Here is a 19,350-nt window from a genome sequence, read left to right as displayed (position 1 = left end):
ATCCCGGAGAGGAAACATGGCTAAACGTTTCGAACAAACCACAGGGCCTACCCAGCGCCAGCAGCGCGTCGCCGAGATCGTGCGGCACGCCTTGGCCGAGGTCCTTTCCCGCGGCGACCTGCAGGACGACGTGCTGACGAAGAACGTCATCACCATTCCCGAAGTGCGCATGTCGCCCGATCTCAAGCTCGCCACCGCCTATGTCATGCCGCTCGGCGGCAAGGATGAGGATGCGGTGATCCGCGCTTTGGAGAAGAACAGGAAAGTTCTGCGCCAGGAGGTCGCCCGGCGCGTCAACCTGAAATTCGCCCCCGACCTTCGCTTCCGCCGCGACGAAAGCTTCGACGAAGCCGCCCGGATCGATCTGCTGCTTCGCTCCGAGCGCGTGGCGCGCGATACGGCGAAGCCGGCAGCCGATATCTCCGACGATGGGAGCGAGCAGGAACCATGAACGAAGAACGCCCGCAACGGCGGCCGCACGGCGACCGCCCGAAGAAGCGCGACGTCAACGGATGGATCATCCTCGACAAGGGCGTCGGCATGACCTCGACCCATGCGGTCGCGGTGGTCAAACGCGGTCTGTCCGCCAAGAAGGCCGGCCATGCCGGCACCCTCGACCCGCTCGCCTCCGGTATCCTGCCGATCGCCCTCGGCGAAGCCACAAAGACGGTGCCCTTCGTCATGGATGGGCGTAAATCCTACGTGTTCACCGTCGCCTGGGGTTCGGAGACGACCACGGACGACACCGAGGGCGACGTGGTCGAGACCACGGACAGGCTGCCCGATCCGAACGAGATCGAGGCCTTCCTGCCCCGCTTCACCGGCCAGGTTCAGCAGGTGCCGCCCCGGTTCTCCGCCATCAAGATCCAGGGCGAGCGCGCCTATGACCTCGCCCGCGACGGCGAAGTCGTGGAGCTGCAGCCGCGCACGGTGCAGATCGACCGGCTCTCCCTGATCCATCACGAGGGCAACCGCTCCGTGATCGAAGCCGATTGCGGCAAGGGCACCTACGTGCGCGCCATTGCGCGCGATCTCGGCCGCGCCCTGGGCTGCCTCGGCCACGTCGCGGCCTTGCGGCGCACCCGCGTCGGCCCGTTCACCGAGCACGATGCCGTCACTGTGGACGATGTCGCGACCGATCCGGCGGCCCTGCGTCCGGTGGAGATCGCGCTCGGCGAGATTCCCTCGATTGCAGTGAGCCGGGACATGGCGGGACGCCTGATGCGCGGCCAGTCTATCATCCTGCGCGGTCGCGAGGCGCCCCTGTCCGGCAAGGTCTACGCCACCTGCAACGGGATCCTCATCGCGGTCGGCGACGTGGAGCGCGGCGAGCTTGTGCCCCACCGGGTGTTCAACCTGGGGGGATAGAGCATCGTGCGGAAAAGTGGACCCGGTTTTCCGCTAAGAGCGATGCTCAGCGAAGAAGAAAAAGCATCGGATCCGATCCCAAAAGTGGGTCCACTTTTGGCTCCGATGCTGTAAAACACGTCATCCTGGGGCCGCATAAGCGGAATCCGGGATCGCTGGACGAGAATGGTGCCTTGTCCTGAAAACGATCCCGGATCGGCTTTCGCCGTCCGGGATGAGGTCTCCTCAGTTTTTACCGGTCCGCCTTCAGGCCCTCCGCCTCGCGCATCAGGTATTTCTGCGTGATCGGCACGATCTGGTCGCGGATCAGCTGGGCGGTCTTCTGCTCCTCGCGCAGGGTCTCCTCAAGCGCCGGAACGAACCGCTGGTGCCCGGCGGCCTCGGCCATGGCGATCAGCGACATATAGGCGGCGATCTCGAAATTCTCGAAGGCGTGGTTGGCGAAGGTGTTCTTGATGACCTCGTCGGCCATGGGCATATGGCCGGCCGCCGCCATGTTGGCCATGAACTGGGTGGCCATGTCCTTCAGGATCGAGCGGTCCTCGCCGAACGTGTGCAGGATCTCGTCCAGGCGGCGGATCTGCCCTTCCGTCTCGGCGATGTGCGTCCTCAGGATCTGCGACATTTCCGGATAGTTCTCGAAGCGTTCGACCTGGCGCCGCATGAGCTGGAGCGCCTCCTTCTCGAGGGCATGGGCGTTCTGGACGCCGGTGACGAAGATGTTCTTCACGGTCTCGGAGGACGCGAGATCGGCTGTGGTGGCAACCATGCTGTCAACTTCCTGTCTCGGGGGTGTGTGGTCACCAACCATGGCCTCCGAAACTTGTTCCGCCAGGAACCTGCCCGGACGGCGCATCTTATTGCCCTGCTTGGGAAAAACGATTTCTCTGGCACTCGGGCGCATTTCGTGTATGGTGCGCCATCTTTTCGGACGAAACGATCCGAAAGACGCGTCCGAGCTCGGACCGCGCTGGACGACATCCCGGCCCGGCCCTTCCGGATGCCCCGGACCCGAAGCCCCGAAGGCCCAGGGTCTCCTGACAAAACCAACCTGAAAGGATTGACGATGTCGATTACGGCTGAGCGCAAGACCGCGCTCGTTAAGGAATTCGCCCAGAAGGCTGGCGACACCGGCTCCCCCGAGGTGCAGGTCGCCATTCTGACCGAGCGGATCAACAATCTGACCGGTCACTTCAAGACCCACGCCAAGGACAACCACTCCCGTCGTGGCCTTCTGAAGCTCGTGTCGTCGCGCCGCTCGCTTCTCGACTATCTGAAGAAGAAGGACGAGAACCGCTACAAGGTGCTGATCGAGAAGCTCGGCATCCGCCGCTAAGCTTTCCGAAAACTTCCGTCCGGAGCCCGGCTCCGGACGGTTTCTCCAACACTGCGAGGCTGCAAGCCCGGTGTATCTTAAGGAGGCGGCAGACACGATGACCATGGCAGGATCGCAAGGGGCTTGTAAGGCGGGCTTCCCCGCCGGCACGAGCCTCTTGCCGTCTTGCTCATGGCATCGAGCCCCCGCCCCGCTGTCATGAAAGACATGCCATGTTCGATATCCAACGCGAAGAACTGATCTGGGCCGGGCGCAAGCTCGTGCTCGAAACGGGCAAGATGGCCCGCCAGGCCGACGGCGCCGTCGTCGCCACCTACGGTGAAACCACCGTTCTCGCCACCGTCGTCTCGGCCAAGGAGCCGAAGGCCGGCGTCGACTTCTTCCCGCTCACGGTGAACTACCAGGAGCGCACCTACGCGGCCGGCCGCATTCCCGGCGGCTATTTCAAGCGCGAAGGCCGTCCGACCGAGAAGGAGACCCTGGTCTCCCGCCTGATCGACCGTCCGATCCGCCCCCTCTTCGTCGAGGGCTACAAGAACGACACCCAGGTCGTCGTGACCGTGCTCTCGCACGATCTCGAGAATGATCCGGACATCGTCGCCATGGTGGCGGCTTCCGCCGCGCTGACCCTCTCGGGCGTTCCCTTCATGGGCCCCGTGGGCGCCGCCCGCGTCGGCTATATCGGCGGCCAGTACAAGCTGAACCCGCCGATCCAGGAAATGGAGCAATCGTCTCTCGACCTCGTGGTCGCCGGCACCGCCGACGCCGTGCTCATGGTCGAGTCCGAGGCGAAGGAACTCCCCGAGGACGTGATGCTCGGCGCCGTGATGTTCGGCCACAAGCATTTCCAGCCGGTCATCGAGGCGATCATCCGTCTTGCCGAGAAGGCCGCCAAGGAGCCGCGCGACTACCAGCCGGCCGACGTGTCCGAGGTCGAGCAGGCGGTTCTCGCCATCGCCGAGGCCGACCTGCGCGAAGCCTACAAGATCACCCGGAAGCAGGACCGCTACGCCGCCGTCGACGCCGTGAAGGCGAAGGTGATGGACGCCTTGGTCCCGGCCGACGGCGAAGCCAAGTTCGACCCCGAGAAGGTTAAAGCTGTCTTCAAGGAAGCCCAGGCCAAGGTCGTGCGCTGGAACATCCTCGACACCGGCACCCGTATCGACGGCCGCGACCTCAAGACGGTCCGTCCGATCCTGTCGGAAGTCGGCGTGCTGCCCCGCACCCACGGTTCGGCCGTGTTCACCCGCGGCGAGACCCAGGCGCTGGTCGTGACCACGCTCGGCACCGGCGAGGACGAGCAGTTCATCGACGAGCTGGAGGGCACCCGCAAGGAAACCTTCCTGCTGCACTACAACTTCCCGCCCTATTCCGTCGGTGAGACGGGCCGCATGGGCTCGCCCGGCCGCCGCGAAATCGGCCACGGCAAGCTCGCCTGGCGCGCCATCCATCCGATGCTGCCGCCGTCCCACGAGTTCCCCTACACGATCCGCGTCGTGTCGGAGATCACCGAGTCGAACGGCTCCTCGTCGATGGCGTCCGTCTGCGGCGGCTCTCTGTCGTTGATGGATGCGGGCGTTCCCCTGCGCCGTCCGGTGGCGGGCATCGCCATGGGCCTCATCCTCGAGGGCGAGCGCTTCGCGGTCCTGTCCGACATTCTCGGCGACGAGGATCATCTCGGCGACATGGACTTCAAGGTGGCGGGCACCGACCAGGGCATCACCTCGCTCCAGATGGACATCAAGATCGCCGGCATCACCGAGGAGATCATGCGCGTCGCGCTCGATCAGGCCAAGGACGGTCGCGGTCACATCCTGGCCGAGATGAACAAGGCCCTGACGGCTCCGCGCGCCGAACTCGGCGAGCACGCCCCGCGCATCGAGACCATGCAGATCCCGGTCGACAAGATCCGCGAAGTCATCGGTTCGGGCGGCAAGGTCATCCGCGAGATCGTGGAGAAGACCGGCGCGAAGATCGACATCAATGACGACGGTCTCATCAAGATCGCGTCCGCCGACGGCAAGTCGATCAAGGCCGCCTACAACTGGATCCGCTCCATCGTGGCCGAGCCCGAGGTCAACGTGATCTATGACGGCACGGTCGTGAAGGTGATGGAGTTCGGCGCCTTCGTGAACTTCTTCGGTTCCCGCGACGGCCTCGTGCACATCTCGGAGCTGGCCAAGAACCGCGTCGGCAAGGTCACCGACGTGGTCAAGGAAGGCGACAAGGTGAAGGTGAAGTTCCTCGGCATGGATGAGCGCGGCAAGGTCCGTCTCTCCATGAAGGTCGTCAACCAGGAGACCGGCGAGGACATCACCGAGCAGCTCAAGGCCGAGCGGGACGCCGAGCGCGCCCAGCGCGACCAGCAGAAGGCTGCCGGCGAGTAAGATCGCTCGACATTTCAGGCAAAGGAAAGCGCGGCGAAAGCCGCGCTTTTTTAATGCCTGATCGAGGCGTGGGCGCCCGGGTGAGCAAACCTTCACCGCCGAAAGATCCTGCTCCTTTGCCTCACCGCCCCAAACTCCCCGCCTCTGGAATGATCCAGCTCCCCAGGGGCGCCGCGCGTCCTCTGATCTGGACGATCTGCCTGTCGCGGCTGGAGAGGTCGAGGCCGGCGCGGGTGGCGAGGTCTTCGGAGACGACGAGTTCCACGTCGAGCTCCTTGGCGAGGCCTTCCAGGCGGCTGGCGGCGTTGATCGTGTCGCCCACGGCGGTGAGGCTGGTGGCCTGGCCGTAGCCCATCTGTCCGACGATGGCGGGGCCGGCATGGAGGCCCATGGCGATCTTCAGGGGCTGCTCGAATTCGCTCTCGTATTCCTCATTGAGATGCTTGAGCGCCGCCTTGATCCGGAGCGCCGCGTCGAGAGCCTGCCGGGCGGCCTGCTGCGGCGTGGACTTGAGGCCGAAGAGGGCGAGAACCCCGTCGCCGATGAACTTGTCGATATAGCCGCCCGCATCCTCGACGGATTCGCCCACCGCCTCGAAATAGCGGTTGAGGATGAAGACCGTGTCGAAGGGCAGGCGCCGCTCCGCGAGGCTCGTGAAACCGCGCAGGTCGCAGAACAGAACGGCGATCTCCTGCTCCTGCCCCTGGGCCCGGCCGCCGCGCACGAGCGAGGCCACGCCGTTGCGTCCCGTCGACAGGATCGGCACCACCGAGACATCGTGGGTCGGCCGGAACTGGCAGGCGAGGCGCACATTGGGTCCCGCCTTGATGCGCGCCAGCGTGCCGCGTTCCTGCGCGGTGGGCGGCGGCTGGTGCGGGTCGCCTTCGAGCACCCGCACCCGGCAGGTGGAGCAGCGCCCGCGCCCGCCGCAGACCGACAGATGCGGAATGCCGGCGATGCGGCTCGCCTCCAGTACGCTGAAGCCGAGAGGCACGGTCACGACCTGATCGCCCGGATAGACGATCCGCACCCGCCGCGACCACAGGCGCAGGCTGCGGACGAGGCGGGCGGCCAGCGTCGCGGCGATCATTCCCCCGAAAGCCACGTAAAGGCCGGGCCCGATCATCGGCAGGAGATCGGACGCGGGAGGAACCGGCAGGGAGCCGAACCGATCCGGTGCCTCCTCGATGCTCCGCCCCGCCTCCGCGAAGCCGAGCAGCGCCAGGACCGGAACGAGGAGCGCGCCCGTGTAAAGGATCAGCGCAGAGCGTGGAAACCAGGGTTTCGGACGCAGCCAGAAATAGACCCCGAGGCATCCGTGCAGCCAGGCGATCACGAGGGCCAGGGCTTGTCGCGCGCCGATGGCGGGATTGAGGATCCAGATGCTGCGAACCACTTCCGGATAGCCGGAATCGTGTCCGGTCAGGGCCCATTCGACCCGTGTCCCGACCACGTGGGCGACGAGGAGGAACGGGAGGCTCAGGCCCAGGATCAGCTGAGCCGCCTCGCGGAACGGCATGCGCAGGCTCCGGCGCCGGTAGAGCGCCAGCAGGGCCAAAAGGAAATGCGTGAGCACCGACCCGTAGAGGAGCACGGTTCCGGCCGGGCTTCGCCACAGGCGGTTGAACCAGACGCGCCCGGCTTCCATCGCTTCGACCGAGACGAGGCCGAGGGCGTGATTGGAAAAATGGGTGAGCAGGAATGCGCCGAGCACGAGGCCCGTGAACAGGCGGATCTCCCGCGTCCGGATCGCGATCTCGGAGCCGAGCGGTTCAGGGGCAGATTTGCCTGGAAGGATTTTCATACGCGTCTTTCACAAAGGCCAAGCCTTTCACAAAGGCCAAGCCGCATCGGCTTTCAGGCTTGCCTGCAACCATGCACTTGCACCAAGGTACGGATTGTCAAATCACGATCCCTGGACCGCCCCGCGAGACATGCCCGACATCATCACCACCCTGCCCGAACTCGAATCGCTCTACGGCGAGGTCAGCAAGGGCTCGCTCCTGAAGGAGACGGACCGGATCGTGCCCGAGTACCGGGCCCTCATCGAGGTCGCGCCCTTCGTGGCGCTGGCCACAAGCGGGCCGGAGGGGCTCGATTGCTCGCCGCGCGGCGACGGGCCCGGCTTCGTACGGGTGCGGGACGAGAAGACCCTGCTCCTGCCCGACCGGCGCGGCAACAACCGGGTCGATTCCCTGCGCAATATCGTGCGCGATCCGAACGTCGCACTGCTGTTCCTGATTCCCGGCATCGGCGAGACCCTGCGCGTCAACGGCCGTGCGGTGATCTCGGTGGAGCCTGCCCTGCTCGAGAGCTTCGCCATCGACGGCAAGGCGCCGAAATCCGTGATCGCGATCACGGTCGATGCCGTGTTCTTCCAATGCGCCCGCGCGATCCTGCGGTCGGAGCTGTGGAACCCGGACAAGCATGTGGCGCGCGGCTCGTTGCCGAGCGCGGGCCAGATTCTCGCGGCCCTGAGCCCCGAGCGTTTCGACGGCGAGGCTTACGATAAAGCCCTGCCCGAACGGCAGAAGACCACGCTCTACTGAAGCAGCGGACGCCGGTTTGATGTCACGTCCGATGCTTGAAGTGCCGGCTTCCTATTGCGTCTTCGCGGACGACAAGGATTGCGCCGTTTGCAGATGGTTCTGCAGCGTCGGCAGGGTCTCGCCCGCGTAGGAGGCTGCAGGATCGTTCTGCCGCTTGGATTCCTTCTCGTACTCCGCGACATCCTTCTTGTGGTCAGCCACCGCTTCCTTGATGAACTCGCGGTCGAAGGCGGCGCCCGAGAGCTTCGAGAGCTTCTGGTAGACCGCCTTCTGCTCCTTGCCCGGCTCGGTCGGCGGCGTCACGTTGAGGGTGTTTGCCACGGACATGGCCTTCTGGTTCGCGGCGGAATGATCCGTCTCGAGCTGGCGACCGAAATTCTTGACCGCGTCGCTGGCGCCCTTCTGCTGGGCGAGCTGACCCACGGCGACCTCGCCGAGGTTGCCCTCGATCGCCTTCTTGATGAAGGCCTGATTCGGCTGGTCCTTGGCGAGAGCGTAGGAGGAGCACGCCAGGGAGGCCGCGATACCGAAGCTCAAGAGAAGTTTCTTTGACATGATGCACCTTGTTCGAACGAAACGATTCTCGATACGCATCACAAGTAAGCCATGAACGACCGCGAGGCGGCCCGGTTCCCGGATTGCCGGCGCGTCTGAGCGATCCACATAATTTGGCCGCCGGCCCTTTACGCTTCGCTCCCGGGCGGCCAAAAGGGCAGCCTCATCGACTGGAAAGAGGCACGTCATGACGATTCAACGCATCAAGCCAGGCCCGCGCATGAGCGGCGCGGTCGTTCACGGCAACACGGTCTATCTCGCCGGCCAGGTCGCCAGCCAGAGCGCCGGGCAAAGCGTCACCGAGCAGACGAAGGAAATCCTCTCGATCATCGACAGTCTCCTGGCCGAAGCCGGAACCGACAAGTCGAAGATCCTGATGGCCAATATCTGGCTCACCGACATGGGTACGTTCCAGGAGATGAACGCCGTGTGGGACGCTTGGGTCCCGGCCGGCAACGCGCCTGCCCGCGCCACCGTCGAGGCGAAGCTCGCCGCTCCGGCCTTCAAGGTCGAGATCGCCGTCATCGCGGCGAAGTAATCTCCAAAAAAGAAGCGGGCCGCCAGGCCCGCTTCGTTCATCCATGCTTTGCTCAAGTTACGGGCAGGGATGGCGCAGGCCATCGTAGCCGAGATAGGTGCCCGATGCCGGGTCGTAAGACTTGAAGCGCTGGGCGCAGTAGCCGGCCGCGCTGCCACCCGGAGCCACGTAGGTCGGAGCGGCCTGAGCCTGCGACTGGGCGATGGCACCGCCGATGATGGCGCCGGTCGCGAGACCCAGGGCGCCGGCCGCCAGGGCGTTGCCGCGATCACGGCGATAATAATAGCGATCTCCGTAGTACCGACGCGGTGCGTAGTAACGGCGTTCCACGTAGCGCGGGCCGCCGCGGTAATGACGGCGATATTGCACGTAATCGGATTGAACCTCGCCTTTCTTCATAGCGGCGACGAGCTCCTTGACGGGAGCCGTCTGCGCCTCGGCGGCGGACGCCGGAGCGGCAAGGCCGAAGGTACCAAGGGCCGCCGTGGCCAAGGCGGCCATAACAAACTTACGCATGGGATAACTCCTCCAATCGTTGGAGGCGAACGCCCGCGGCCCGGAGGTCGTTCCTCGGTTTAGGAATTTTGGGCCATGTCTCGCGGGAACGTGAGGGTTCCTGATCGTAGAAGAGGGTCTTTTCCTGTAAGGCGAGATGCGAAAGCAGCCGAAAGAAAAGACGGGCTTTTTCAGCCCGTCTCGCTCTGCTGAATAAAAAAGGTCGCTATGGGCAGGAATGCTGCCGTCCATCATAACCGGTAAATGTGCCGGTTGCCGGATTGTACGATCTGTAACGCTGCGCACAATAAGCGGAGTCATTCGACCCGACGCTTCCCGTCACCGTGGGCTGCGATGCGATGGCGCCGCCGATCAGAGCGCCCGTTGCCGCTGCAGCACCGTAGCCGTAGGGGTAGTAAGAGCCACCATAATACGGCCGATAGTATCCGCCGTAATACGCGCCGCGATAATAGGGACGTCCATAGGCGGCATAGGGCCGGTTATAATAGCGACCGTTATGGTATCGCCCCGCATAGGAGCGGGTCGCGACGCCGCGATAGGCTCCTGCCCGCGCAACATTGCCCCGATATACCCCGCCGCGAGCCATGTTACCCCGATACATGCCAGCACGGGCTACATTGCCGCGATAGCCCCGGTAGCCACCGGCATGCATGCCGACCGGCCTTCTCATGGAGGCGCCATGAACGCGCCCCCCACCGCCACGGCCGCCGCGAGCGGCATAGGCAATCGTGATCTGATTGTGATCGATGAGCTGCTGGAACTTTGAAAACGGCGCCACTTGCGCGGAGGCTGAACCGGCGAACAACGATGCCGGAACGAGCACGGCTGTGGCCAAAGCGGCGAAGATGAGTTTTCGCATGGCCGGCTCCTACCAGGATGGGAAGAAAACGCGAGGAAGCCTTGAATGGTTCCGCTTTCGAGGAACCCGCTCTATCGCTCGCGGGCACGTGAGGAGTGAAGGTCCGGCCCCGTCTCGGGCTGCCGCATCACGGTTGGTCTTCCCTCCATCCGTCCCTGTCCCGTCGGACACAGACCAAGGACCGCGCAGCGTTCGCAGGCCGGGTTCTTGAAGAAGCAGCAGCGTTGCCCGTGCAGCATCATGACTTCGTGGTGGTCGTAAACCTGTTGTGCGTCCCAATCGTCGGGAAGCAGGGCGGCGAGCACCGCATGGGATGGTCCGACCGCCGTCGATTGCGGGATCAGGCCCGTGCGCTGCGCGACGCGGTGATGATGGCTGTCGACCGGCAGGGCGGCCTTCCGCAGCTTCGAGAACGACAGCACAGCCGCACTCGTCTTCGGTCCGATCCCAGGAATGCTCTCGAGCCACGCCCTCGCCTCGTCGACCGGCATGGTGTCGAGGAAATCGAGCGAAAGGCTGCCATGCCGCTCCTCGATGGCGTGCAGCACCGCTTGCAGGCGCGGCGCCTTCTGCTCGGGCCACGTGACGCCCTGGATCGTCTCCTCCACTTCGGCCGTCGGCGCGTTCATCATGGCGCGCCAATCCGCATAACGGCCTTTCAGCGCCTTGAAGGCGCGGCCCGAATCCGCGTTGCGGGTGCGATGGGACAGAAGCGAGGAGATCAGCTCGCTGACGGGATCGAGGGAATGAAAGTAGGGGATCGGACAGCCATAGACCTCGCAGAGGCGCCGATGGATCGTCAGCGCCTTCTCCTTCAGGTCCTGCAGGTCCGGATTCATCCCGATGCAAGTCGCGAATCGGGACGCTGGTTCCACGTCGTCATCACCGGGCTTGTCCCGATGATCCCGATTGCATGAAACGCGGCGCTTCACCTTATCGGGATGGTCGGCACAAGGCCGGCCATGACATGGAGTGTGCGATCATAGAATGAACCGGCTCAGATCCGTGTTCTTCGCCAGCGATTCCACCTCGCCGCGCACATAGGCGGCATCGACGGTCACCGTTTCGCCCGAGCGATCGGGCGCGGTGAACGAGACGTCGTCGAGCACGCGCTCCAGCACCGTCTGCAGGCGGCGCGCGCCGATGTTCTCGACCGAGTTGTTCACGTCGACGGCCACCTGCGCCAAGGCATCGATGGCGTCGTCCGTGAAGACGAGGCTCACGCCTTCCGTCTGCATCAGCGCAACCGATTGCTTGATGAGGCTCGCCTCCGTTTCCGTGAGGATGCGCTTGAAATCCTCCACGGTCAGCGGCGAAAGCTCGACGCGGATCGGCAGGCGGCCCTGAAGTTCGGGCAGCAGGTCGGACGGCTTCGACACGTGGAACGCGCCGGACGCGATGAAGAGGATATGGTCGGTCTTCACAGGCCCATGCTTGGTCGACACGGTGGTGCCTTCGATCAGCGGCAGCAGATCGCGCTGCACGCCTTCGCGGGAAACGTCGGCGCCCGTGCGGCCCTCGCGGCCGGCGATCTTGTCGATCTCGTCGAGGAACACGATGCCGTTGTTCTCCACTTGGCGCAGGGCTTCCTGGACGATGGCGTCCTGGTCGAGCATCTTGTCGGCCTCTTCCGTCACCAGCGGCTCGTAGGCCTCCCGCACGGTGGTGCGCCGCGTCTTGCGTTGTCCGCCGAAGGCCTTGCCGAACATGTCGGAGAGGTTGATCGCGCCGACCGAAGCTCCGGGCATGCCGGGAATCTCGAACATCGGCATCCCCTGACCGCCGCCCGATTGCAGCTCGATCTCAATCTCCTTGTCGTCGAGCTCGTTGGCGCGCAGCTTGCGCCGGAACGCATCGCGCGTGGCGGCGCTCGCGGTCGAGCCGACGAGCGCGTCGAGCACGCGCTCCTCCGCGGCCACATGCGCCTTCGCCTGCACCTGCCGACGGCGCTCCTCCTTCACGAGACCGATGCCGATCTCCACGAGATCGCGCACGATCTGCTCCACATCGCGGCCCACATAGCCCACTTCCGTGAACTTGGTCGCCTCGACCTTGAGGAAGGGTGCGTTCGCAAGCTTGGCGAGGCGGCGGGAGATCTCGGTCTTGCCGCAACCGGTCGGCCCGATCATCAGGATGTTCTTCGGCGCCACCTCTTCGCGAAGATGGCCTTCCAACTGCTGCCGGCGCCAGCGGTTGCGCAGGGCAATCGCGACCGCGCGCTTGGCGTCGTTCTGGCCGACGATGTAGCGGTCGAGTTCGGAAACGATTTCGCGGGGAGAAAACGTGGTCATGACTTCATCTTCCGGTGTCGTCCCCGGCCGAAGGCAGCGTCAGCTGCTGGAGGGGACGGGGATCCACAATCAGGGCTTCCGTGTCTGAATTCCCTTGCCGCCGCTTTGCGGCCGCCGGGGATGACACGTGGGGATTCATGCGACGTCCAATGTCTCGATGACGATGTTGCCATTGGTATAGACGCAGATCTCGGCCGCAATCGCCAAGGACCGGCGCACGATGGCCTCCGCATCCATGTCGGAATCGGCCAGGGCCCGCGCGGCGGCCAGGGCATAATTGCCGCCGGATCCGATAGCCATGATGCCGTTCTCCGGCTCCAGCACGTCGCCCGCGCCGGAAAGCAGCAGGCCCACCTCCTTGTCGGCCACGAGCATCATCGCCTCCAGGCGGCGCAGGTAGCGGTCCGTGCGCCAGTCCTTCGTGAGCTCGACGCAGGCGCGGGTGAGCTGGCCCGGATATTGCTCGAGCTTGGCCTCGAGGCGCTCGAACAGGGTGAAGGCATCGGCCGTCGATCCGGCAAAGCCGCCGATGACCCCGCCCTTGGACAGGCGGCGGACCTTGCGCGCGTTGCCCTTCACGATGGTCTGGCCGAGACTGACCTGCCCGTCGCCGCCGATGACGACGCGGCCGCCCTTGCGGACCATGAGGATCGTGGTGGCGTGCATGCTGCGGGGGGTGGCGTCTTCGGACAAGGCAGAGGCTCCGGCAGAGGAAAATTCGTCGTAAGCAATGCGCGCCTGACGGACGCACCATGGGCCTCATCCTGAGGAGGCCATCGGGCCGTCTCGAAGGAAGGGGTGGGGTTTGTCAGGCGCCTGAGGCCTGACTTAATCATTCATCGGCCAAAAGCAACGCGGGTGGCATTTCTCGCCGCAGCTTGCTAGAAGGCCCGTCTCTGCTTCCGCAAAGGATTTTAATGATGCGCTCCGCGAGCGTCAGCCGTCGCACCGCCGAGACCGATGTCGCCGTGTCGATTGCCCTCGATGGCACCGGCAAGGCCGAGATCTCCACGGGGGTCGGCTTCCTCGACCATATGCTCGAACTGTTCGCCCGACACGGTCTCTTCGACCTGAGCGTGAAGGTGACCGGCGACCTGCATGTGGACCAGCATCATACGACCGAGGATACGGGCATCGCGCTCGGTCAGGCGATCCTGCAGGCGCTTGGCGATAAAAAGGGCATCTCGCGCTACGCCGACATCCATCTTCCGATGGACGAGACCTTGACGCGTGTCGCCCTCGACATCTCCGGCCGTCCCTTCCTGGTCTTCCGGACCACGTTCCCGACGGAGAAGATCGGCGTTTTCGACACCGAGTTGGTGCGCGAGTTCCACCAGGCCTTCGCCATCAATGCCGGGCTGACGCTCCACGTGGAGACGCTCTACGGGGAGAACAGCCACCATATCGCCGAGAGCTGCTTCAAGGGGTTGGCACGGGCCTTGCGTCAGGCCGTGGCGCTGGACCCAAGGGAAGAAGGCCGCGTTCCCTCCACCAAGGGTACGCTCTAAGTTCTAACCAAGACCCTTGTCCGGCGGGCACGCCAGCGTCACCTCACCGGACGGGACTTGAGGAAACGTCGCCATGACCACCTATACCCTGCACCTCCCGCGCGACGCGCGGCCGGGCGATCCGACGGCCCTTGAGGAATCGGAGCTCGTGAAGGATGCCTTCTCCTGGGGCGCCTTCTTCTTCACCTTTTTTTGGTTCTTCTACCACCGGCTCTGGCTCGCCGGCATCGGCGTGCTGATCGTCGTCTTCGCCTTCGGCGGCCTCCTGACCCTGCTCGACGTGCATCCGCTCGCGGGCTCCGTCGCGCAGCTGCTGCTCCAGGCCCTGATCGGGCTCGAGGCCAACAGCCTGCGGCGTTGGACCCTCGCGCGAAACGGCATGGCCATGGTCGACGCGGTCACGGCGGAGGACCAGGACGACGCGGAGGCCCAGGCCTTCGCCCGCCGGCTCGAAGCCCGGCCGTCCGCTCCGCCCCGTCCCGCGACCGTCTCGGCCGTCCTGTCCACCGCCCGGCGGCCCGAACCGGTCATCGGCCTCTTTCCCGATGCGGAGCGTCCCCGGTGAGCGTCGTCATCATCGATTACGGATCCGGCAACCTGCACTCCGCTGCCAAGGCTTTCGAGCGGGCGGCGCGCGAGGCGGAGCTCGATCTCTCCATTGCCGTCTCGTCCGACCCGGCCCTCGTCGCCCAGGCGGACCGGATCGTGCTGCCGGGTGTGGGCGCCTTCGCCGATTGCCGCCGCGGCCTCGATGCCGTGCCCGGCATGGTGGCGGCGCTGCAGCGACGCGTCCATGAGGACAAGCGGCCCTTCCTCGGCATCTGCGTCGGCATGCAGCTCATGGCGACCCGGGGGCTGGAGCATACGACGAGCTATGGGCTCGACTGGATCCATGGCGACGTGAAGCCCATCGTGCCGAGCGATCCGTCCCTCAAGATCCCGCATATGGGCTGGAATACGCTTGAAGTGGCGAAGCCGCACCCGCTTCTGGAGGGCATTCCCACCGGGCCGGACGGGCTGCATGCCTATTTCGTGCATTCCTATGCGCTCTCGCCGGCGAACCCGGACGACGTGGTCGCCACCACGGATTACGGCGGGCCGGTGACGGCCATCGTCGGGCGGGACAATATCGTCGGCACCCAATTTCATCCCGAGAAGAGCCAGGCGCTCGGCCTCAAGCTCATCGCCAATTTTCTAAGGTGGCGCCCGTGATTCTTTATCCCGCGATCGATTTGAAGGAAGGCCGCTGCGTCCGCCTCATTCAGGGCGACATGGACCAGGCGACCGTGTTCAACGACGATCCGGCCGACCAGGCGGCCACCTTCGAGGCCCAGGGCTTCGAATGGCTGCACGTGGTCGACCTCGACGGGGCCTTCGCGGGAAAGCCGATGAACGCCTCCGCCGTCGAGACCATCCTGAATCGCGTCACGATCCCGGTGCAGCTCGGCGGCGGCATCCGCGACATGAAGACCGTGGACGGCTGGCTCGGCAAGGGCGTGTCCCGCGTCATCATCGGTACGGCCGCCGTGCGCGATCCGGCCTTCGTGCGGGAGGCCGCGCGCCGCCATCCGGGCAAGATCGCGGTCGGCATCGACGCCAAGGACGGGCTCGTCGCCGTGGAGGGCTGGGCGCAGACCTCGACCCTGTCGGCGGAGGAACTCGGCCGGAGATTCGAGGATGCGGGCGTGGCCGCCATCATCTACACGGACATCGCCCGCGACGGCATCCTAAAGGGCCTCAACTTCCCCATGACCCTGGGGCTGGCCCGCGCCGTCTCGATCCCGGTCATCGCGTCGGGCGGCCTCGCCTCCATGGCCGACATCGAGCGCCTCACCCAGCCCGACTGCGCGGTTCTGAACGGCGCCATCTCCGGCCGGGCCCTCTATGACGGGCGCATCGATCCGGAGGAAGCGCTGGCGCTGCTGAGAAGAGTACCGGTTACATCCTCCCCTTGAGGGGGAGGGTCGACGCTGCGCGAGCAGCGGCGGGGTGGGGTGGAGACACCTCGTTCTGCAAGCGCCGCGCATCCACCCCGTCCCGGACCTCGCGGTCCGACCTTCCCCCTCAAGGGGAAGGTGATGTAAGAGTGATCCATGCTCAAAGTCCGTCTCATTCCCTGCCTCGACGTGAAGGACGGGCGCGTCGTGAAGGGCGTGCAGTTCGTCGACCTCGTCGACGCTGGCGATCCCGTGGAAGCCGCCAAGGCCTATGACGCGGCCGGCGCCGATGAACTCTGCTTCCTCGACATCACCGCGAGCCACGAGGCGAGAGGGATCCTGCTCGATGCGGTGCGGCGCACGGCCGAGGCCTGCTTCATGCCGCTCACCGTGGGCGGCGGCGTGCGCACGGTCGACGACATCCGCAAGCTCCTGCTCGCGGGCGCCGACAAGGTCTCGATCAACACGGCGGCCGTCAAGAACCCGGACTTCGTGCGCGAGGCTGCGCAAAAATTCGGCAGCCAATGCATTGTCGTCGCCATCGACGCCAAGAAGGTGTCGGGGGAGGGCGAGGAGCCGCGTTGGGAGATCTTCACCCATGGCGGCCGTACCGCCACGGGGATCGATGCCATCGCGTTCGCCCGTCAGGTGGCGGAGCTGGGGGCAGGGGAGCTTCTGGTCACCTCCATGGACCGGGACGGCACCAAGGGCGGCTACGACTTGGCGCTGGTGCGCGCCATCGCGGATGCGGTCTCGGTGCCGGTGATCGCCTCGGGAGGCGTCGGCAACCTCGATCACCTCGTCGACGGCGTCGAGAAGGGTCATGCCAGCGCCGTGCTCGCGGCTTCCATCTTCCATTTCGGCACCCACACGATTTCGGAAGCCAAGGGCTACATGGCCGGGAAGGGTCTGAAGATGCGGCTCGACGAGCCGGCGCAGAGCCCTGCTAACCGGCAGTGATGCGGTTGCGACGCCCACCGCAGCTCCAGACAGCATGAAGGAATTTGGCCCATGACGATCTCCAACGAGGACGATCTGGATAAGCTCAAGGAGATCGGCAGGATCGTCGCCAACACCCTTGAGGCCATGGCGGCTTCCCTCGAGCCGGGCATGACGACGGCGGAGCTCGACAGGATCGGCCGCCGGCTGCTCGACAAGGCCGGCGCCCGGTCCGGCCCGGAACTCGTCTACGATTTTCCCGGCGCGACCTGCATCAGCGTGAACGAAGAGATCGCCCATGGCATTCCCGGATCGCGCCGGATCGAGGCGGGGGACCTCGTCAACATCGATATCTCGGCGGAAAAGAACGGAATCTATGCCGATACCGGCGCTTCTTTCTCCGTTCCGCCGACGACGAACGCCGTCAAGAAACTCTGCCGGGACGGGCGGCGTGCCATGTGGGTCGGCCTGCGCCAGGTCGGCGCCGACAGGCCGATCGCCGGGATCGGCCAGGCCATCGGAACATTCGCGGAGAAGAACGGCTATACCCTGGTCCGCAATCTGGCGAGCCATGGCATCGGCCATTCCCTTCATGAAGAGCCGGGGGAAATTCCCACCTGGCCGGACCGCTCCGAGCGCCGGATCATGAACGAGGGCCTCGTCTTCACGGTGGAGCCCTTCCTGTCGCTGGGTGCCAACTGGGCGACGGACGGCGATGATGAATGGACCTTGCTCAGCGAGCCGCGCGCACTGACGGTACAATACGAGCACACGGTCGTCGCCACCCGTAACGGTCCTCTCGTCGTCACATTACCGGGCTAGTCCAACCATGACCCCCTTCACCCTCGACGATCTCGCCCGAACCGTGGCCGAGCGCGCCGCCGCGCCGGCGACCGAATCCTATACGGCCAAGCTCATTGCCGGCGGGCCCGCCAAGGCGGCCAAGAAGCTGGGCGAGGAGGCGGTGGAAGCCGCCATCGCGGCCGTTCAGGGCGACCGGCAAAACCTCACGGCCGAGGCGGCGGACGTCCTGTATCACCTTTTGGTCGTGTTGCAGGGCGCCGATATTCCTCTAAGTGACGTTATGGCCGAACTGGAGCGCCGCACGGCGCAATCGGGTCTTGCGGAGAAGGCCGCGCGCAAGACCTAAAATTGGAAAGAGGTGGTTCGCATGGACCAGCCCAACCTGGTGTCCGCCGCCGAGGACGACGACGGCCTCTCGCCCTATCGCACCTTCTCGCGCGACGAATGGGCTCGGTTGCGCGCCGACGCGCCCATGACGCTGACCGCCGACGAGGTGGTTCAGCTGCAATCCCTCAACGATCCGATCTCGCTCGACGAGGTGGCGGCGATCTACCTGCCGCTCTCCCGTCTCCTGTCGCTGTACGTCGCGGCGACGCAAGGTTTGTTCAAGGCGACCCAGCGCTTCCTCCTGGCCGAGCAACAGGAGAAGGTGCCCTACATCATCGGCGTGGCGGGCTCGGTGGCGGTCGGCAAGTCGACCACGGCCCGCGTGCTGAAGGCTCTTCTCGCCCGCTGGCCCAACACGCCCAAGGTCGATCTCGTCACCACGGACGGGTTCCTCCTGCCCAATGCCGAGCTGACCCGGCTCAACCTCATGGAGCGCAAGGGTTTTCCGGAGAGCTACGACACGGGAAAGCTCCTGCATTTCCTCGCCGACATCAAGGCCGGCAAGCGCAACGTGAAGGCGCCGCTCTATTCGCATCTGGTCTATGACGTGGTGTCCGGCGAGGAGACGAATGTCGACCGCCCGGACATCCTCATCGTCGAAGGGCTCAACGTGCTTCAGCCGGCGCGCATGCCCAAGGACGGCACGGCCATTCCCTTCGTGTCCGACTTCTTCGATTTCTCGGTCTATATCGACGCCGACGAGGCCGACCTGCACCGCTGGTACGTGAACCGGTTCCTGCGCCTGCGCCACACCGCATTCCGGGACCCGCTGTCCTATTTCCGGCGCTATGCGGAGCTCGCGGAAGCGGACGCCATCGCCATCGCGGAGGGCTTGTGGAACCGCATCAACCTGGTGAACCTGCAGGAAAACATCGTGCCGACCCGCCAGCGGGCGAGCCTGATCCTGAAGAAGGGTCCCAGCCACCGGATCGAGACGGTGGCGCTGAGACGTTTGTGAGCGGGAGCCGGCTTCCACGAGGCCTCCGGGTGCATCGCACCCGGACCGATGCCTACTGACGCAATAACGTGCCGCAGCCGATCAAGAGCAGGCCGAGCCCGCTGCCGAGAACGGCCAGGAGCCCCAGCCCGATCGGATTGTCGCCGGCCCATCCGAGGATGACGGCTGATAGCAGCGGCAGCCAAGCGCCGATCGTCAGAAACCTGCCGGTATAGAGCACGTAACGGGACACACGGCTGCGAGCGGTCGAGGTCGGCAGGACCATGATGACGGCAATGGGGAGCGCCAGAAGCCAAATCCAATCAATCAATTTCTTTCGACCATATCGCGGATGCAATATGTATTAACATATCGAATTTGCGCGTTTGTTCAACTATTTCACGAGCGCCAGCGTTGTGCCTCCACATGAAAGGAGGAC

The 19,350-nt window shown here is 65.1% G+C and carries 23 protein-coding genes; 14 read left to right on the top strand and 9 right to left on the bottom strand.

All coding sequences use genetic code 11. From position 1 onward, the window contains the following. Nucleotides 1–16 precede the first annotated feature (16 nt). Nucleotides 17–451: a 30S ribosome-binding factor RbfA gene (gene rbfA, locus H0S73_RS03455; RefSeq protein ID WP_181050844.1), complete on the top strand. Its 435-nt coding sequence runs from the start codon at nucleotides 17–19 to the stop codon at nucleotides 449–451. After that, nucleotides 448–1,368, top strand: coding sequence for a tRNA pseudouridine(55) synthase TruB (gene truB / locus H0S73_RS03450; protein ID WP_181050843.1), 921 nt, complete (start codon nucleotides 448–450; stop codon nucleotides 1,366–1,368). The genes rbfA and truB overlap by 4 nt, the downstream gene beginning before the upstream one ends. 232 nt (nucleotides 1,369–1,600) lie before the next feature. Here truB and H0S73_RS03445 read toward each other — a convergent pair whose 3' ends face one another. Beyond that, the gene (locus H0S73_RS03445; protein WP_181050842.1) at nucleotides 1,601–2,137 is read right to left on the bottom strand and encodes a ferritin-like domain-containing protein; all 537 of its coding nucleotides are present in this window, start codon (nucleotides 2,135–2,137) and stop codon (nucleotides 1,601–1,603) included. A 297-nt stretch (nucleotides 2,138–2,434) separates the two neighbouring features. Between H0S73_RS03445 and rpsO the strand changes: the two genes are divergently transcribed. Continuing rightward, nucleotides 2,435–2,704 (top strand): 30S ribosomal protein S15, encoded by a 270-nt coding sequence (rpsO, locus tag H0S73_RS03440; protein ID WP_181050841.1) that lies wholly within the window; start codon nucleotides 2,435–2,437, stop codon nucleotides 2,702–2,704. A gap of 212 nt (nucleotides 2,705–2,916) precedes the next feature. Further along, nucleotides 2,917–5,091, top strand: a complete 2,175-nt coding sequence (pnp, locus tag H0S73_RS03435) for a polyribonucleotide nucleotidyltransferase (protein ID WP_181050840.1) — start codon at nucleotides 2,917–2,919, stop codon at nucleotides 5,089–5,091. 121 nt (nucleotides 5,092–5,212) lie between these two features. Here pnp and H0S73_RS03430 read toward each other — a convergent pair whose 3' ends face one another. Further along, the gene (locus H0S73_RS03430) at nucleotides 5,213–6,895 is read right to left on the bottom strand and encodes an adenylate/guanylate cyclase domain-containing protein (protein WP_181050839.1); all 1,683 of its coding nucleotides are present in this window, start codon (nucleotides 6,893–6,895) and stop codon (nucleotides 5,213–5,215) included. 130 nt (nucleotides 6,896–7,025) lie between these two features. Between H0S73_RS03430 and H0S73_RS03425 the strand changes: the two genes are divergently transcribed. Next, nucleotides 7,026–7,640, top strand: coding sequence for a pyridoxamine 5'-phosphate oxidase family protein (locus H0S73_RS03425; RefSeq protein WP_181050838.1), 615 nt, complete (start codon nucleotides 7,026–7,028; stop codon nucleotides 7,638–7,640). Between the two features lie 51 nt (nucleotides 7,641–7,691). On the opposite strand, the gene H0S73_RS03420 is transcribed toward H0S73_RS03425, so the two are convergent. Further along, a complete protein-coding gene (locus H0S73_RS03420) occupies nucleotides 7,692–8,195 on the bottom strand; it encodes a DUF4142 domain-containing protein (protein WP_181050837.1) in 504 nt (167 codons plus the stop codon). A gap of 187 nt (nucleotides 8,196–8,382) precedes the next feature. Between H0S73_RS03420 and H0S73_RS03415 the strand changes: the two genes are divergently transcribed. Further along, a complete protein-coding gene (locus tag H0S73_RS03415) occupies nucleotides 8,383–8,733 on the top strand; it encodes a RidA family protein (RefSeq protein WP_181050836.1) in 351 nt (116 codons plus the stop codon). 57 nt (nucleotides 8,734–8,790) lie between these two features. Here H0S73_RS03415 and H0S73_RS03410 read toward each other — a convergent pair whose 3' ends face one another. The 5 genes from H0S73_RS03410 to hslV all read right to left on the bottom strand — a co-directional run bounded on the left by H0S73_RS03410 (nucleotide 8,791) and on the right by hslV (nucleotide 13,065). Further along, nucleotides 8,791–9,249, bottom strand: coding sequence for a BA14K family protein (locus H0S73_RS03410; RefSeq protein WP_181050835.1), 459 nt, complete (start codon nucleotides 9,247–9,249; stop codon nucleotides 8,791–8,793). Nucleotides 9,250–9,454: 205 nt separating this feature from the next. Further along, nucleotides 9,455–10,108, bottom strand: coding sequence for a BA14K family protein (locus H0S73_RS25665; RefSeq protein ID WP_246388710.1), 654 nt, complete (start codon nucleotides 10,106–10,108; stop codon nucleotides 9,455–9,457). Between the two features lie 71 nt (nucleotides 10,109–10,179). Next, nucleotides 10,180–10,947, bottom strand: coding sequence for an endonuclease III domain-containing protein (locus H0S73_RS03400; RefSeq protein WP_181054225.1), 768 nt, complete (start codon nucleotides 10,945–10,947; stop codon nucleotides 10,180–10,182). Nucleotides 10,948–11,088: 141 nt separating this feature from the next. Beyond that, nucleotides 11,089–12,399 carry an ATP-dependent protease ATPase subunit HslU gene (hslU, locus tag H0S73_RS03395; protein WP_181050834.1) on the bottom strand — a complete coding sequence of 437 codons (1,311 nt, stop codon included), beginning with the start codon at nucleotides 12,397–12,399 and terminating at the stop codon, nucleotides 11,089–11,091. A gap of 135 nt (nucleotides 12,400–12,534) precedes the next feature. Next, on the bottom strand, nucleotides 12,535–13,065 hold the full coding sequence (gene hslV / locus H0S73_RS03390; protein ID WP_181054224.1) for an ATP-dependent protease subunit HslV: 531 nt from the start codon (nucleotides 13,063–13,065) through the stop codon (nucleotides 12,535–12,537). Between the two features lie 254 nt (nucleotides 13,066–13,319). Between hslV and hisB the strand changes: the two genes are divergently transcribed. The 8 genes from hisB (at nucleotide 13,320) to coaA (ending at nucleotide 18,932) form a co-directional block, all read left to right on the top strand. Then, nucleotides 13,320–13,907, top strand: coding sequence for an imidazoleglycerol-phosphate dehydratase HisB (gene hisB, locus H0S73_RS03385; RefSeq protein ID WP_181050833.1), 588 nt, complete (start codon nucleotides 13,320–13,322; stop codon nucleotides 13,905–13,907). 73 nt (nucleotides 13,908–13,980) lie between these two features. Beyond that, nucleotides 13,981–14,472: a DUF2628 domain-containing protein gene (locus H0S73_RS03380; RefSeq protein WP_181050832.1), complete on the top strand. Its 492-nt coding sequence runs from the start codon at nucleotides 13,981–13,983 to the stop codon at nucleotides 14,470–14,472. Next, nucleotides 14,469–15,119: an imidazole glycerol phosphate synthase subunit HisH gene (gene hisH, locus H0S73_RS03375; protein WP_181050831.1), complete on the top strand. Its 651-nt coding sequence runs from the start codon at nucleotides 14,469–14,471 to the stop codon at nucleotides 15,117–15,119. Before H0S73_RS03380 ends, hisH begins: the two co-directional genes overlap by 4 nt. After that, nucleotides 15,107–15,862: a 1-(5-phosphoribosyl)-5-[(5-phosphoribosylamino)methylideneamino]imidazole-4-carboxamide isomerase gene (gene hisA / locus H0S73_RS03370; protein ID WP_181050830.1), complete on the top strand. Its 756-nt coding sequence runs from the start codon at nucleotides 15,107–15,109 to the stop codon at nucleotides 15,860–15,862. The genes hisH and hisA overlap by 13 nt, the downstream gene beginning before the upstream one ends. 138 nt (nucleotides 15,863–16,000) lie before the next feature. Beyond that, complete coding sequence (gene hisF / locus H0S73_RS03365; RefSeq protein ID WP_181050829.1) at nucleotides 16,001–16,804, top strand: imidazole glycerol phosphate synthase subunit HisF; 804 nt, start codon at nucleotides 16,001–16,003, stop codon at nucleotides 16,802–16,804. A 51-nt stretch (nucleotides 16,805–16,855) separates the two neighbouring features. Beyond that, nucleotides 16,856–17,605 carry a type I methionyl aminopeptidase gene (map, locus tag H0S73_RS03360; protein ID WP_181050828.1) on the top strand — a complete coding sequence of 250 codons (750 nt, stop codon included), beginning with the start codon at nucleotides 16,856–16,858 and terminating at the stop codon, nucleotides 17,603–17,605. Nucleotides 17,606–17,612: 7 nt separating this feature from the next. After that, nucleotides 17,613–17,933, top strand: a complete 321-nt coding sequence (locus H0S73_RS03355) for a phosphoribosyl-ATP diphosphatase (RefSeq protein ID WP_181050827.1) — start codon at nucleotides 17,613–17,615, stop codon at nucleotides 17,931–17,933. 21 nt (nucleotides 17,934–17,954) lie between these two features. Beyond that, on the top strand, nucleotides 17,955–18,932 hold the full coding sequence (gene coaA, locus H0S73_RS03350; RefSeq protein WP_181050826.1) for a type I pantothenate kinase: 978 nt from the start codon (nucleotides 17,955–17,957) through the stop codon (nucleotides 18,930–18,932). 52 nt (nucleotides 18,933–18,984) lie between these two features. Here the strand turns inward: coaA and H0S73_RS03345 are convergent, their stop codons facing one another. Continuing rightward, the gene (locus tag H0S73_RS03345) at nucleotides 18,985–19,242 is read right to left on the bottom strand and encodes a hypothetical protein (RefSeq protein ID WP_181050825.1); all 258 of its coding nucleotides are present in this window, start codon (nucleotides 19,240–19,242) and stop codon (nucleotides 18,985–18,987) included. Nucleotides 19,243–19,350: the final 108 nt, after the last annotated feature.

Origin of the sequence: Microvirga mediterraneensis, from assembly GCF_013520865.1 — a bacterium.
GTDB lineage: Bacteria > Pseudomonadota > Alphaproteobacteria > Rhizobiales > Beijerinckiaceae > Microvirga > Microvirga mediterraneensis.
Note: the sequence above shows the minus strand (reverse complement) of the source record. Positions and strands in the feature narration are given on the sequence as shown.